Source organism: Rhodococcus indonesiensis (assembly GCF_047782815.1).
In the GTDB taxonomy this organism is placed as follows: domain Bacteria; phylum Actinomycetota; class Actinomycetes; order Mycobacteriales; family Mycobacteriaceae; genus Rhodococcus; species Rhodococcus indonesiensis.
The window spans coordinates 3306729-3320309 of record NZ_CP180630.1 but is presented as its reverse complement, the minus strand read 5'-3'; the positions used below and the strand labels follow the sequence as shown (position 1 = coordinate 3320309).

General features: G+C 70.8%; 13 protein-coding genes. 8 read left to right on the top strand and 5 right to left on the bottom strand.

The genetic code is table 11. The features are described from left to right. Position 1: 1 nt before the first annotated feature. The 3 genes from cysD to ACM26Y_RS15270 are packed head-to-tail and all read right to left on the bottom strand — an operon-like array spanning position 2 to position 3404. Positions 2 to 946, bottom strand: coding sequence for a sulfate adenylyltransferase subunit CysD (gene cysD / locus ACM26Y_RS15280; RefSeq protein ID WP_003937032.1), 945 nt, complete (start codon positions 944 to 946; stop codon positions 2 to 4). Continuing rightward, positions 943 to 1680: a phosphoadenylyl-sulfate reductase gene (locus ACM26Y_RS15275; protein WP_289380809.1), complete on the bottom strand. Its 738-nt coding sequence runs from the start codon at positions 1678 to 1680 to the stop codon at positions 943 to 945. Before ACM26Y_RS15275 ends, cysD begins: the two co-directional genes overlap by 4 nt. Then, positions 1677 to 3404 (bottom strand): nitrite/sulfite reductase, encoded by a 1728-nt coding sequence (locus tag ACM26Y_RS15270; RefSeq protein ID WP_003937034.1) that lies wholly within the window; start codon positions 3402 to 3404, stop codon positions 1677 to 1679. Before ACM26Y_RS15270 ends, ACM26Y_RS15275 begins: the two co-directional genes overlap by 4 nt. Positions 3405 to 3791: 387 nt before the next feature. On the opposite strand from ACM26Y_RS15270, the gene hemW reads away from it, so the two are divergent. Then, a complete protein-coding gene (gene hemW, locus ACM26Y_RS15265; RefSeq protein ID WP_416061296.1) occupies positions 3792 to 4994 on the top strand; it encodes a radical SAM family heme chaperone HemW in 1203 nt (400 codons plus the stop codon). A gap of 134 nt (positions 4995 to 5128) precedes the next feature. Here hemW and ACM26Y_RS15260 read toward each other — a convergent pair whose 3' ends face one another. Continuing rightward, positions 5129 to 5464 (bottom strand): type II toxin-antitoxin system VapB family antitoxin, encoded by a 336-nt coding sequence (locus ACM26Y_RS15260; RefSeq protein ID WP_003937036.1) that lies wholly within the window; start codon positions 5462 to 5464, stop codon positions 5129 to 5131. 148 nt (positions 5465 to 5612) lie between these two features. Here ACM26Y_RS15260 and hrcA point away from each other — a divergent pair, with 148 nt between their 5' ends. The 4 genes from hrcA (at position 5613) to ACM26Y_RS15240 (ending at position 9452) form a co-directional block, all read left to right on the top strand. Beyond that, positions 5613 to 6656: a heat-inducible transcriptional repressor HrcA gene (hrcA, locus tag ACM26Y_RS15255; RefSeq protein WP_003937037.1), complete on the top strand. Its 1044-nt coding sequence runs from the start codon at positions 5613 to 5615 to the stop codon at positions 6654 to 6656. Between the two features lie 71 nt (positions 6657 to 6727). Then, a complete protein-coding gene (gene dnaJ, locus ACM26Y_RS15250) occupies positions 6728 to 7876 on the top strand; it encodes a molecular chaperone DnaJ (protein ID WP_003937038.1) in 1149 nt (382 codons plus the stop codon). A 9-nt stretch (positions 7877 to 7885) separates the two neighbouring features. Next, the gene (locus ACM26Y_RS15245; RefSeq protein WP_048770821.1) at positions 7886 to 8647 is read left to right on the top strand and encodes a 16S rRNA (uracil(1498)-N(3))-methyltransferase; all 762 of its coding nucleotides are present in this window, start codon (positions 7886 to 7888) and stop codon (positions 8645 to 8647) included. A gap of 13 nt (positions 8648 to 8660) precedes the next feature. Next, positions 8661 to 9452, top strand: coding sequence for an alpha/beta hydrolase family protein (locus ACM26Y_RS15240; RefSeq protein WP_289380792.1), 792 nt, complete (start codon positions 8661 to 8663; stop codon positions 9450 to 9452). Between the two features lie 4 nt (positions 9453 to 9456). On the opposite strand, the gene ACM26Y_RS15235 is transcribed toward ACM26Y_RS15240, so the two are convergent. Beyond that, on the bottom strand, positions 9457 to 11031 hold the full coding sequence (locus ACM26Y_RS15235) for an MFS transporter (RefSeq protein ID WP_416061295.1): 1575 nt from the start codon (positions 11029 to 11031) through the stop codon (positions 9457 to 9459). A 126-nt stretch (positions 11032 to 11157) separates the two neighbouring features. Between ACM26Y_RS15235 and ACM26Y_RS15230 the strand changes: the two genes are divergently transcribed. The 3 genes from ACM26Y_RS15230 to ybeY all read left to right on the top strand — a co-directional run bounded on the left by ACM26Y_RS15230 (position 11158) and on the right by ybeY (position 13572). Beyond that, positions 11158 to 11832 (top strand): TetR/AcrR family transcriptional regulator, encoded by a 675-nt coding sequence (locus ACM26Y_RS15230; protein WP_003937042.1) that lies wholly within the window; start codon positions 11158 to 11160, stop codon positions 11830 to 11832. 62 nt (positions 11833 to 11894) lie between these two features. Continuing rightward, positions 11895 to 12962: a PhoH family protein gene (locus ACM26Y_RS15225; protein WP_003937043.1), complete on the top strand. Its 1068-nt coding sequence runs from the start codon at positions 11895 to 11897 to the stop codon at positions 12960 to 12962. A 67-nt stretch (positions 12963 to 13029) separates the two neighbouring features. Continuing rightward, a complete protein-coding gene (gene ybeY, locus ACM26Y_RS15220) occupies positions 13030 to 13572 on the top strand; it encodes an rRNA maturation RNase YbeY (protein ID WP_003937044.1) in 543 nt (180 codons plus the stop codon). Positions 13573 to 13581: the final 9 nt, after the last annotated feature.

The following is a 13581-nucleotide window of genomic DNA, read 5'->3' as shown; positions in this document are numbered from 1 at the left end:
ATCAGAAATATCCCTCTCGCTTGCGGTCCTCCATGGCCGCTTCGGACACGCGGTCGTCGCCGCGGGTGGCGCCGCGCTCGGTGAGCCGCGACGCGGCGACCTCGTCGAGGATCGCCTCGTTGTCGGCCGCCTCGGACAGGATCGCGCCGGTCGTGGAGCCGTCCCCGACCGTGCGGTAGCGCACCGACCGGACCTCGAGTTCCTCACCCTCGGCCGGGCCGCCCCACACGCCGGGTGTCATCCACATGCCGTCACGCCGGTACACCGGGCGCTGGTGGGCGTAGTAGATGCTCGCGAGTTCGATGTCCTCCCGGGCGATGTACCGCCAGATGTCGAGCTCGGTGAAGTTGCTCAGCGGGAAGACCCGCACATGCTCACCGGGAGCGTGCCGGCCGTTGTAGAGGTTCCACAACTCGGGCCGCTGCCGCTTGGGATCCCACTGCCCGAACGCGTTGCGCAGGGAGAAGATCCGTTCCTTGGCACGGGAGCGTTCCTCGTCGCGGCGGCCGCCGCCGAACACCGCGTCGAAACGGTTGTCGGCGATGGCGTCGAGCAGCGGAACCGTCTGCAGCGGGTTGCGGATCCCGTCGGGCCGCTCGGTGAGGCGGCCGTCGGCGAGGTAGTCCTCGACCTTCGCCACGTGCAGCCGCAACCCGTACTTCTCGACGACGTGGTCGCGGAACTCGAGCACTTCGGGAAGGTTGTGGCCGGTGTCGACGTGCAGCAGCGCGAACGGCAGGGGCGCCGGCCAGAAGGCCTTGAGCGCCAGGTGCAGCAGGACCGTCGAGTCCTTGCCGCCCGAGAACAAGATCACCGGACGTTCGAACTCGCCGGCGACCTCGCGGAAGACGTGGATCGCTTCCGACTCGAGGGCGTCGAGGGTGTCGAACCTGCTGCCGTCCGACGTGTTCCGGGATTCGGTGAATTTCGTGTCGATGAGTGTCATGAGGCGTGCAACCCGCATTCGATCTTGGCTCGGCCGGCCCACCGTCCGCTGCGCGGATCGGCTCCGGGTAGTGGTTTGGCGGTGCAGGGGGCGCACCCGATGGAGGGGTAGCCCTCGTCGACCAGGGGATTGACGAGGATCCCGTGTTCGTCGATGTAGTTCTGCATGTCCTCGTCGGACCACGCGGCGATCGGGTTGATCTTCACCAGCCCGAAGGCGTCGTCGAAGGAGATCAGCGGGGCGTTGGCCCGGGTCGGGGCCTCCACCCGGCGGATGCCGGTGACCCACGCCTGGTAGCCCGCCAGGGTCTGCTTCAGCGGCACCACCTTCCTCAGGCGGCAGCATTCGTTGGGGTCCCGTGCGAACAGGTCCTTACCGAGCAGGGCGTCCTGCTCGGCCACCGTCTGCTGCGCCTTGGCCTCGACCAGGTTCACGCCGTACACCTGCGCGACGGCGTCCCGGGTGCCGAGGGTCTCGGCGAAGTGGTAGCCGGTGTCGAGGAAGAGCACGTCCACGCCGGGATGCACCTGCGCCGCGAGGTGCACGAGCACCCCGTCCTGCATGTTCGACGCCACGATGTACGAGTCGCCGAACTTCTCCTCGGTCCACTGCAGCAGATCCTGCGCCGAGGCGCCCTCGAGAGTGGCCGCCCCCTGCGTGGCCAGTTCCCGCAGTTCCTCCGTCGTCCGTGTCGTCGTCACGTTCCGTCCTTCGATCGTCTGCTCCCCGGTCATCGCAAATCGGCCTCGTCCGCGCGCAACACCCACTGCGAGAAGCGTTCTCCCGCGTTGCGGTGCTTGACGAAGTTGCGCACCACCCGCTCGATGTAGTCGCCCGTCTCGGCGCTGGTCACCTTGTGCTGGCGCAGCTTCCGGCCGAACGCCGCGTCCATGCCGAGCGTCCCGCCGAGGTGCACCTGGAATCCCTCCACCTGGTTGCCGTCCCCGTCGTCGACGAGCTGGCCCTTGAAGCCGATGTCGGCGACCTGCGACCGGGCGCACGAGTTGGGGCAGCCGTTGATGTTGATCGTCACCGGAACGTCCAGCTGGGCGTTGATGTCGGCGAGGCGCTGCTCGAGTTCGGGCACCAGCGCCTGCGAGCGCTTGCGGGTCTCGACGAACGACAACTTGCAGAACTCGATGCCCGTGCAGGCCATCAGGTTCTTGCGCCACGGCGTCGGGTTCGCGGGCAGGCCGAGCTCGTCGAGGTCGGCGATCAGCTGATCGACCTTCTCGTCGGCGACGTCGAGGACGATGAGCTTCTGGTAGGGCGTGAAGCGGATGCGATCGGATCCCGCCTTCTCGGCCGCGTCGGCGACGGCGGCGAGGATCGTGCCGGAGACCCGGCCCGCGATGGGGGCGACGCCGACCGCGTTGAGTCCGTTGCGCAGTTTCTGCACGCCCACGTGGTCGATCGGTCGTGTCGGCTTCTCCGGGGCGGGCCCGTCCAGCATCGGCCGCTTCAGGTACTCCGTTTCGAGAACCTCGCGGAACTTCTCCACGCCCCAGTCCTTGACCAGGAACTTCAGCCGCGCCTTCGACCGCAGCCGGCGGTAGCCGTAGTCGCGGAAGACCGACACGACGGCTTCCCACACATCGGGTACCTCGGCGAGCGGGACCCACGCGCCGACCCGTTGCGCCAGCATCGGATTCGTCGAGAGGCCACCGCCGACCCACAGGTCGAACCCGGGGCCGTGCTCCGGGTGGTTCACGCCCACGAACGCGACGTCGTTGATCTCGTGCACCACGTCCTGCTGACCGGAGATCGCGGTCTTGAACTTGCGCGGCAGATTCGAGTACTTCGGGTCGCCGATGTAGCGGCGGACGATCTCCTCCACCGCCGGTGTGCCGTCGATGATCTCGTCGAGGGACTCGCCGGCGAGCGGGGAGCCGAGGACCACACGAGGGCAGTCGCCGCACGCCTCCGTCGTCTTCAGGCCGACGGACTCGAGACGTCGCCAGATCTCCGGGACGTTCTCGACCTCGATCCAGTGGTACTGGACGTTCTCACGGTCCGACAGGTCGGCGGTGTTCCGCCCGAACTCGGTCGAGATCCCCGCGATGGTGCGCAGCTGCGCGAGATTCAGGGCGCCGCCGTCGCAGCGCACCCGCATCATGAAGTACTTCGCCTCGAGCAGATCGATGTTCTCGTCTCCGGTGTAGGTGCCGTCGTAGCCCTGTTCGCGCTGGGTGTACAGACCCCACCAGCGGAACCGGTTGCGCAGGTCGGTCCGGTCGATGCCGTCGAATCCGGTGTGCGCGTAGATGTCTTCGATGCGACGCCGCACGTTGAGCGGGTTGTCGTCCTTCTTGACCTGCTCGTTGGGATTGAGCGGCTCACGGTATCCGAGCGCCCACTGGCCCTCCGCGCGCCGTTTGGCGGGGCGGGTGGAGCGGGGGCGGGCCGCGGCGGTTTCGGTCGTATCGCCGGCGGGGGAGACGTCGGTGGTCGACGACATACGGGTACTCCTGGAATTCGCGAGGGACCGGATCGGGGGTCGGCTGGGCGGGGCTGAGCCCGCGCGGACATGCCTCGACCCGGCAGGAATCGGGGTCTGCCGGAGGGGGTGGGCCGACTATCGACAGTCGGCGCAGAAACCGGCGGTGCAGGACAGACACCGCGATGCACAGACGCGCTTGAGGTCGACGTGGCGTCGCGCCACGAGTCGCACTCCGGGTCCGGTCATGGGGACCATTGTGCCATGTCACGGCCCTGTTCTCGAAACGTGGCGGTATTTACACCGGAAATCGGGGAAATGCCGAGGTGACAGGGCCGGACGCGGAGTGGCGTGTCCGGACCGTGTTGGAGCGACGGGCCCCGTGCGGGCTTCTGGAACACTGGGGGAGTGAGCGGAACGCGTGTCGGAGTCGGTGCAGGACTCGAGCTGCCGGCTTCGGCGCTGGCCGGGGTCGGTTCCCGCCCGTTCGGTGTGTACGTGCACGTCCCGTTCTGCGCGACCCGCTGCGGCTACTGCGACTTCAACACCTACACCGCCGGGGAGCTCGGCACCTCGGCGTCCCCGCAGTCGTGGCTCGAGGGCCTGCGCCGCGAACTCGATGCCGCGGCGCAGCTGCTCGGGTCTCCGGCGGCGCAGACCGTCTTCGTCGGTGGTGGCACCCCGTCGCTGCTCGGTGCCGACGGCCTGGGGCAGGTGCTCGACGCGGTGCGATCGAGCTTCGGCCTCGCCCCCGGCGCGGAGGTGACGACGGAGTCCAACCCGGAATCGACGTCCCCGGCCTTCTTCGACCGCATCCGTGCGGCCGGATACACGCGGGTGTCGCTGGGCATGCAGTCGGCTGCCCCGCACGTGCTGGCGGTACTCGACCGCACTCACACCCCGGGCCGGGCCGTCGCGGCGGCGGGCGAGGCACGCGCCGCCGGGTTCGGCCATGTCAATCTCGACCTGATCTACGGGACCCCCGGGGAGCGGGACGAGGACCTCGACGCGTCCCTCGATGCCGTGCTGGCGGCGGGCGTCGATCATGTCTCGGCGTATGCGCTGATCGTCGAGGACGGCACCGCGCTCGCCCGCCGGGTGCGGCGGGGTGAGCTGCCGGCTCCCGACGACGACGTTCTCGCGGCCCGCTACGAGCGCATAGACGCGCGGCTCGAGGCCGCCGGACTGACCTGGTACGAGGTGTCGAACTGGGCTCGTGCCGACGATCCGTCGGCACGGTGCGCCCACAATCTCGGATATTGGGACGGCGGCGACTGGTGGGGGGCCGGACCGGGCGCCCACAGCCACGTCGGCGGCGTGCGTTGGTGGAACGTCAAACATCCGGCACGCTACGCGGACGTGCTCGCCGCCGGTGACCTCCCCGTCGGCGGCAGCGAACTGCTCACCGCCGACGACGTCCACACCGAGCGGGTGATGCTCGAGGTGCGGCTGCGCACCGGCTTGCCGCTGGACGTGCTCGCCCCGGACGAGCGGCGCGCTGCCGAGACGGTCGTCGCGGACGGGCTCGCCGAACTGCGCGCCGGCCGGCTGGTGCTCACCGACCGCGGCAGGCTCCTCGCCGACGCCGTGGTCCGCACGATTCTGACCTGATCGCGCGGCGGCGGGCCGCCTGATCGCGCGGCGGCGGGCCGCCTGATCGCGCGGCGGCGGGCCGCCTGATCGCGCGGCGGCGGGCCGCCTGATCGCGCGGCGGCGTGGTGTCATGCCCCACGGCCGTGCGGCGTCTACGACTCGGCGGTGTCGGTGTCCGCCGTGTGCGGGAACAGGACGTCGTAGTCGAACACCCGCGCGTGCAGGACGGTACGGTTGCGCAGCGCCGAACGTACGGCCCGGTGGAGGCCGTCCTCGAGGTACAGCACGCCCTTCCACTGGACGGCGTGGGGGAAGAGGTCACCGTAGAAGGTGGAGTCCTCCGACAGCAGCCGGTCGAGTTCGAGCACCTTGGTGGTGGTGACGATCTGGTCCAGCCGCACCTGCCGGGGCGGGATCTGCGCCCAGTCGCGCAGCGAGAGCCCGTGGTCGGGATACGGCTTGCCGTCCCGGACGCCCTTGAAGATCATGGCACCAACTTACGACGCATCGTCGACGGGCGCCGCGCCGCTCGCCGCCCCGGCTCGGCGACTAAAGTGGAGCGAAACGGCACGCAGTGCACCGTCCTGCGGTGATGCGTGCCGTCCGGGTGCGACTGCAGAGACGGAGGTGGGCGGGATGTCGAGCACCGAGGAACGACGCTTCGAGGTGTTACGAGCGATCGTGGCCGATTACGTGTCCACCAAGGAACCGATCGGTTCGAAGACGCTCGTCGAACGCCACAATCTGGGTGTGTCCAGCGCGACGGTCCGCAACGACATGGCCGTGCTCGAGGCCGAGGGTTACATCACCCAGCCGCACACCAGCTCGGGCCGGGTTCCCACCGACAAGGGCTACCGCCAGTTCGTCGACCGGATCGCCGACGTCAAACCCCTCTCGGGCGCCGAGCGCCGCGCGATCCTGCAGTTCCTCGAGTCGGGGGTGGACCTCGACGACGTGCTGCGCCGCGGCGTCCGGTTGCTGGCGCAGCTGACCCGGCAGGTCGCGGTGGTGCAGTACCCCACGTTGTCGGCGTCCTCGGTCCGCCATCTCGAGGTGGTCGCGCTGACGCCTGCGCGGTTGCTGCTGGTGCTCATCACCGACTCCGGCCGGGTGGACCAGCGCATCGTCGAGCTCGGTGACGTCCTCGGCGAGGAAGACCTGTCGCGGCTGCGGGACCTGCTCGGGGCGGCGCTGACCGGCAAGCGCCTCGCCGCGGCGTCGATCGCGGTGAGCGAGCTCGCCGGGGACGCGCCCGACGACCTGCGTGATGCGGTCATCCGGTGCGCCACCGTGTTGGTGGAAACCCTCGTCGAACATCCCGAGGAACGGCTCGTGCTCGGCGGCACGGCGAACCTGACGCGCAACGCCGCCGACTTCGACGCGCATGCCGGCTTCCCCGGCTCGTTGCGTACCGTGCTCGAGGCGCTCGAGGAGCAGGTGGTGGTCCTCAAGCTGCTGGCGGCGACACAGGACGCCGGGCGCGTGACGGTGCGAATCGGCGAGGAGACCCAGGTCGAGCAGATGCGCGGCACGTCCGTGGTGTCCACCGGGTACGGTGCCGCGGGCACCGTCTTCGGTGGCCTCGGTGTGCTCGGCCCCACCCGGATGGACTATCCGGGGACGATTGCGTCGGTGGCTGCGGTTGCCCGCTACATCGGTGAGGTGCTCGGCGAACGCTGAGCGCCGCTCGGCGCCGACGCACCATCCGACGACACAACATCTGTGCGAATAGAGAAGGACGAAGAACTCACGTGGCACGGGACTACTACGGGACGCTCGGCGTGTCGAAGAACGCGACCGATCAGGAGATCAAGCGGGCGTACCGCAAGCTTGCGCGCGAGCACCACCCGGATGTGAACCCGGACGAGGCGGCGCAGAAGAGGTTCCAGGAGATCTCCGCAGCGTACGAGGTGCTCTCCGACCCGGAGAAGCGGCGCATCGTCGATCTCGGCGGGGATCCGCTCGAAACCGGTCCGGGTGCGGGTGGGGGCTTCTCGGGAGCCGGCTTCGGTGGTCTCGGCGACGTGTTCGAGGCGTTCTTCGGCGGCGGGGCGACCACCTCCCGCGGACCGCGCGGCCGCGTCCAGCCCGGCGCGGACTCGCTGCTGCGCACCCGGCTGACACTCGAGGAGTGCGCCACCGGTGTCACCAAGCAGATCGCCGTGGAGACCGCGATCCTGTGCGACGGGTGTGCCGGGTCCGGCACCCACGGCGACTCGAAGGCCGTGCGTTGCGAGACGTGTGGCGGCGCCGGGGAGGTGCAGTCGGTGCAGCGCTCGTTCCTCGGCCAGGTCATGACGTCGCGGCCGTGCCCGACGTGCCGCGGTGCCGGGGAGACGATCCCGGACCCGTGCCGCAAGTGCGGCGGCGACGGCCGGGTGCGGGCTCGCCGGGAGATCACGGTCAAGGTGCCGGCCGGTGTCAGCAACGGCATGCGTATCCGGCTGGCGGCGCAGGGCGAGGTCGGCCCCGGCGGCGGTCCCGCCGGCGACCTGTACGTCGAGATCATCGAGCAGGCGCACGACGTGTTCGTGCGCGACGGCGACGACCTGCACTGCACGATCCGGGTCCCGATGGTCGACGCGGCACTCGGCACCACCGTCGTGCTCGACACCCTCGTCGACGGGCCCGCCGAGATCACCGTCGATCCCGGCACCCAGCCCGGGTCGGTGGTGGTGCTCCGCGGGCACGGCATGCCCAAACTGCGTTCCGGGGTGCGCGGGGACGTACACGCCCACCTCGAGGTCGTCGTCCCGTCGAAGCTCGACGGCAAGCAGGTCAAGCTGCTCGAGGAGTTCCGGCGCAAGCGCGAGCACGAGGTGCCCGAGGTCGTCACCACCGGCTCGCAGCACGCCGGGGGCTTCTTCTCCCGGCTGCGCGACGCGTTCAGCGCGCGCTGAGGCCGCGCGGTGGCCGCAACGCTGTTCTACCTCGATCCCCTGCCCGACGCAGGAGCGGTCGCGGTCCTCGACGGTAAGGAGGGTCGCCACGCGGCGACGGTGCGGCGCATCGCAGTGGGCGAGCGCCTCGTCCTGTCGGACGGGCGCGGCCACGTCGCGGACGTGGAGGTGACGGCGACCGCGAAGGACCGGCTCGAGGCCCGTGTCCTGGCCCGTCGGGAAGTCCCCGCACCGCGTCCCCGGGTCACCGTGGTGCAGGCGTTGCCGAAATCCGATCGTTCCGAACTGGCGGTGGAACTGGCCACGGAGGCGGGCGCCGACGCGTTCGTGCCGTGGCAGGCCGCGCGGTGCGTCGCCCGGTGGGACGGTCCGAAGGCCGCCAAGGGTGTCGGGCGATGGCAGGCCGTCGCGGTGGCGGCCGCCAAGCAGTCCCGGCGTCCTCACGTGCCCGAGGTCGCGCCGGTCCACCGGACCGCGGACGTCGCCGAGGCCGTGCGCGCGACGGTCGCTCGCGGGGGTGTCGCGGCGGTCCTGCACGAGTCCGCGACCGACCCCTTCGGCTCGCTGTCCCTGGCCGACGCCGCCGAACTGCTGCTCGTGGTCGGACCGGAGGGCGGCGTCGACGACGCCGAGCTGGCGGCGCTGACGACGGCGGGAGCGCGGCCGGTGCTGCTCGGGCCGACGGTGCTGCGAACGTCCACGGCCGCGGCGGTCGCGCTGGGGGCGGTGGGCGTGCTGACCCCGCGTTGGGATGCGCGACCGCTCCACTGACACACTCGAGGACATGTCCCGAGTGCGCATCGCCTACGGTCCGCAGCCGCAGCAGTTCGGCCACCTGTACCTGCCGGACGCCACGGACCCGGCCGTGCCTGTACCGGTGGTGATGGTCGTCCACGGCGGCTTCTGGAGCGGCGACTACCACCTCAACCTCGGTACGCCACTCTCGCTCGAACTGGCTGCGCACGGCGTGGCGGCCTGGAACGTCGAGTACCGGCGGATCGGTGCGGGCGGGCGGTGGCCGGAGATGTCGGCCGACATCGTCGCGGCCCTCGACGCCGTCGCCACCGCCGTGGTCGAGCAAGCCCGGACCGCAGGCGTCGCACTCGATCCGGGCCGGGTGCGGGTGGTCGGGCACTCGGCCGGCGGTCAGCTCGCCGTGTGGCTCGCGGGCCAGCGAACGCAGGTGCGTCCCGAACTCGTCGTCTCCCAGGCGGGTGCGCTGGACCTCGCGTCCGCGGGCGAACGTGGCCGCCGGGTGGGCTACATCGAGGATCTGTTCGGTCAGCCCTACGATGCGGACCCGCAGTTGTACCGGTCGGCGTCGCCCCGGCATCGGGTGCCGATCGGGGTGCCGGTCGCGCTCGTCCACGGCACCGAGGACGCACAGGTGCCGGTGAGGGTCGCCGAGCGCTACGCCGAGGCGGCGGTCGCCGCGGGTGATCCGGTGGCACTGCACGTCGTCGACGGCGAGGATCACTTCGCGTTCCTCGACAAGCGGACCCGCAGCTGGACGCTGTCGCGCGAGTTGCTGCTGGCCCCGGAGCCGCTGGGTTCGCAGGTGTGTCCGGAGGGCTGACGGTTCAGCGGCGCGGTGGCAGGACCGCGGTGACGACGACCGCGCCGACGGCCAGGGCGACGCCGCCGACGAGGCTCGCCGACGTGATCGCCTGCGAGAATGCGTCGGCCGACGCGTCGAGAAGCGGCTGCGCGTAGGAGGCGGCGAACGGGTTCTTCGCCAGCTCCTCGGCGACCAGCGCGGCACCGCCCACGGAATCGCCTGCCGCAGCGACGGCCGTGTCGGCCTGCGCGGCCATCGGCCCGTCGAGATCCGCGAGCGGCAGTCCGGCGAGGAACGCGGAGATCTCCCGCTGGTAGGTGGTGGCCAGCACCGAGCCCAGCACGGCGATGCCGAGGGATCCGCCGAGCTCGACCGCGGTGTCGTTCAGGCCGCCCGCGGCGCCGAGTTCGGCCTCGGGGAATCCGCTCATCACGAGGTCGGTGGCCGGCGGGGCGGCCAGCCCGATGCCGAGGCCGAGAAGGACGAGCGCGACGAGGAACACCGGGTATCCGGAACCGTCGTCGAGCAGGGTGAGGGTGAGGACGCCGATCGCGGCGGCGGCCGTGCCGGCACCGATCGCGACGCGCGCCCCGAGACGTGGCGCCAGCCGGCCGCTCACGGCCGAGCCGATCGAGACGGCCGCGGCCAGCGGAAGCAGGCGCAGACCGGTCTCGAGCGGGCTGTAGCCGAACACGAACTGGAACTGCTGCGCCACGAAGTAGATCGCCCCGAACGACGTGAGGAAGAGCAGCAGCACTGACAGGCACGCACCTGCGACGGACCGGTCGGCGACGCGCCCGAGGGCCAGCAGCGGCTGCGGGTGCCGCAGCTCCCAGGCGACGAAGCCGCCGCCCGAGAGAACGGCGACCGTCAGCGCGCCGAGCGCCGTTGCGTGCCAACCGAAGTGGAATCCCTCGATGATGCCGGCGACGAGCGCGCCGACGGCGGCCACGGACAGGGCGCCGCCGACCCAGTCGATGCGAGTGACGTGTTCGGCCCGGGAGGGCGGCACCAGCGCGAGCGCCGCGACGGCGGCGAACGCCGCGATCGGCACGTTGACGAGGAACGTCGAGCCCCACGAGTGCTGTTCGAGCAGCCACCCCGCGAGGAGGGGGCCGAGTGCGATCGCCAGTCCGGACGTCGCGGCCCAGGCGGCGATGGCGCGGGGTCGTTCCGCGGCGGGGAACATGGCGACGAGCAGGGACAGGGTCGCGGGCATGATCACCGCGGCGCCGACGCCCATCGTGATGCGGGCGCCGATCACCTCGGCCGCGGTGCCGGCGAGGCTGCCGAACACGGCGCCCGCGGCGAAGACGGCGAGCCCGGTGAGGAGGGCGCGCCGCCGGCCGTAGCGGTCGCCGAGGACGCCCGCGAGCAGCATCAGCGCGGCGTAGGGCACGGTGTAGCCGTCGATCACCCACTGCAGGTCGGTGCTGGTCAGCTGAAGTTCGCGCAGCATGCTCGGGGCCGCGACGATGAGCGCGGTGTTCGCCATCACGACGATCAGCAGGCTCAGGCAGAGCACGGCGAGGCCGGCCCACCGGCGCGGATACGGACGGGCGGGATCCGTGGTCGGGCGGACCAGGCTCGAGGTCATCTCTGCTCCTCACGCATGCGGGCGTCGGCAACTATTTGCACAACCATGTGCAACTTAGGAACTTGCACACGAGTGTGCAAGTAAAGTTGACGGACGTCACACTCGGCGGTGGAAGAAGGTGTTCACGTGGCGGAACCGATCCGGGGGCCGCGGCGGCGGACGAGCGGGAACCGAGCCCGGATCCTCGAGGCGGCCATGGGGTGTTTCGCCGCCGACCCGGACGCCAGCATGGACGAGGTCGCCCAGGCTGCCGGCGTGGTGCGCCGCACCGTCTACGCCCACTTCCCGAGCCGCGAGGCGCTCGTCGACGGCATCGCGGAGGAGGCGGCCGCCGCGCTCGCGGCGGCCGTCGACCGGCCGGATCCCGAGGAACCCGACCTGGCGCTCGCCGTCGCCGCCCTCATGACCTGGCCCGTCGGAGACCGCTTCCGCGTGCTGCTGTCCTTCGCGCGCAAGGAGGTCGGCGACGAGCGCATCGGGGAGCTCATCGCCCCGCTGCGCACCCGCACCCTCGCGATCGTGGAGCGGGGCCGGCGGTCGGGGGTGTTCTCCGCGTACCTGCCGCCCGTCGTCCTCGTCGGAATGCTCGAGGGGCTCACCATGGCCACCCTCGAACAGGCCAACCGCGGCATGGTGCACGACGCGGGTGAATCCGTTGCCCTCGCCGCCCTCGTCCTGATGGGGGTTCCGCCGGAGCGTGCCGTCGCCGTCGTCCAGCAGGCCCGGCGAACGCAGCAGGATCGGCACCGGGCACCCGCCCCGGGCGGCAATGCGGTGGGGCGCGGAGACACCCGGCGCTAGACTGACATCGTCACGACGCCCGTCGTGCGCCAGCCGAACCGAAAGCAGGCCGTACCGTCCACGTGAGTGAACCAGACGACACCCGAGAGACCGGGAACGCCGAACGGACCACCGTCCGTTCCAACTTGGACCTGCCCCCCGAAGCTGCGGCACCGTTGCTCGGCTCGGCCGACGAGAATCTCATCGCCCTCGAACGGGCTCTCGGCGCGGACATCCACGTACGCGGCAACTCCGTCACCCTCACCGGCGCGCCCGCGGACGTCGCGCTCGCGGAACGGGTGCTCGGGCAGCTGGTCACCCTCGTCGGACGCGGCCAGGCGGTGACCCCGGACGCGGTGCGCCGCACCGTGGGAATGCTCACGCAGGGCCTGTCCGACGCGCCGGCCGACGTCCTGAGCCTCGACATCCTGTCCCGGCGCGGCAAGACCATCCGGCCCAAGACCCTCAACCAGAAGCGCTACGTCGACGCCATCGACACCAACACGATCGTGTTCGGTATCGGGCCCGCGGGCACCGGCAAGACGTACCTCGCCATGGCCAAGGCCGTGCAGGCCCTGCAGTCGAAGCAGATCACCCGCATCATCCTCACCCGCCCCGCCGTCGAGGCGGGGGAGCGTCTCGGCTTCCTGCCCGGCACGCTGCACGAGAAGATCGACCCGTACCTGCGCCCGCTGCACGACGCGCTGCACGACATGATGGATCCGGAAGCCATCCCGAAGCTCATGCAGGCCGGAGTCATCGAAGTCGCACCGCTGGCGTACATGCGCGGGCGAACCCTCAACGACGCGTTCATCATCCTCGACGAGGCCCAGAACACGACCGCCGAACAGATGAAGATGTTCCTGACCCGGCTCGGCTTCGGGTCGAAGATCGTCGTCACCGGCGACACCACGCAGGTGGACCTGCCCGGTGGTGCCCGCTCCGGACTGGCTGCCGCCGCCGAGATCCTCGACGGCATCGACGGAATCCACTTCGCGGTCCTCGACAGCAGCGACGTCGTGCGCCACCGGCTCGTCTCCGACATCGTCGACGCCTACGAGCGCTTCGAGGCCGATCGGCCGACCGGCGTGGCGATGGGCAACCGCGCCCAACGGCGGGCGGCGGCCCAGAACCGGGTGCCACGCCGGTGACCGCGATCGAAGGCCCCTCCAGCCTCGCACCCGCCGTGTCCGCACCTGCCCAGAAGGAACTGCACAGATGAGCATCGAGATCTCGAACGAATCGGGGATGGACGTCGCCGAGGAGGACCTGATCGACATCGCGCGGTTCGTCATCGCCCGGATGGACGTGCATCCGGCCGCAGAACTGTCGATGGTGCTCGTCGACTCCGGCACCATGGCCGATCTGCACATGCGCTGGATGGACCTGCCCGGCCCCACCGACGTGATGTCCTTCCCCATGGACGAGCTCGAACCCGGCGGCCGCCCCGACGCTCCCGAGCCCGGCCCCTCCATGCTCGGCGACATCGTGCTGTGCCCGTCCTTCGCTGCGGAACAGGCCGACAAGGCCGGCCATTCACTCGCGCACGAACTCGCCGTGCTCACGGTCCACGGCGTTCTGCACCTGCTCGGCTACGACCACGCCGAACCCGACGAGGAGAAGGAGATGTTCGGTCTGCAGAATCAGCTCCTCGAGGAGTGGTACGAGGAACTGCGGCGCGCCGAGCACGAGGCCCGGCTCGCCGCCCGCGACCAGCAGCTCCTCGGCAAGGCCGGGTTCTTCGACCCGACCGAGCGGTAGCGGCGTCGT

Coding starts and splice junctions, on each gene's coding strand:
- cysD (WP_003937032.1), bottom strand. CDS start 946: ATGACACTCATCGACACGAAATTCACCGAATCCCGGAACACGTCGGAC.
- ACM26Y_RS15275 (WP_289380809.1), bottom strand. CDS start 1,680: ATGACCGGGGAGCAGACGATCGAAGGACGGAACGTGACGACGACACGG.
- ACM26Y_RS15270 (WP_003937034.1), bottom strand. CDS start 3,404: ATGTCGTCGACCACCGACGTCTCCCCCGCCGGCGATACGACCGAAACC.
- ACM26Y_RS15260 (WP_003937036.1), bottom strand. CDS start 5,464: ATGATCTTCAAGGGCGTCCGGGACGGCAAGCCGTATCCCGACCACGGG.
- hrcA (WP_003937037.1), top strand. CDS start 5,613: ATGTCGAGCACCGAGGAACGACGCTTCGAGGTGTTACGAGCGATCGTG.
- ACM26Y_RS15240 (WP_289380792.1), top strand. CDS start 8,661: ATGTCCCGAGTGCGCATCGCCTACGGTCCGCAGCCGCAGCAGTTCGGC.
- ACM26Y_RS15235 (WP_416061295.1), bottom strand. CDS start 11,031: ATGACCTCGAGCCTGGTCCGCCCGACCACGGATCCCGCCCGTCCGTAT.
- ybeY (WP_003937044.1), top strand. CDS start 13,030: ATGAGCATCGAGATCTCGAACGAATCGGGGATGGACGTCGCCGAGGAG.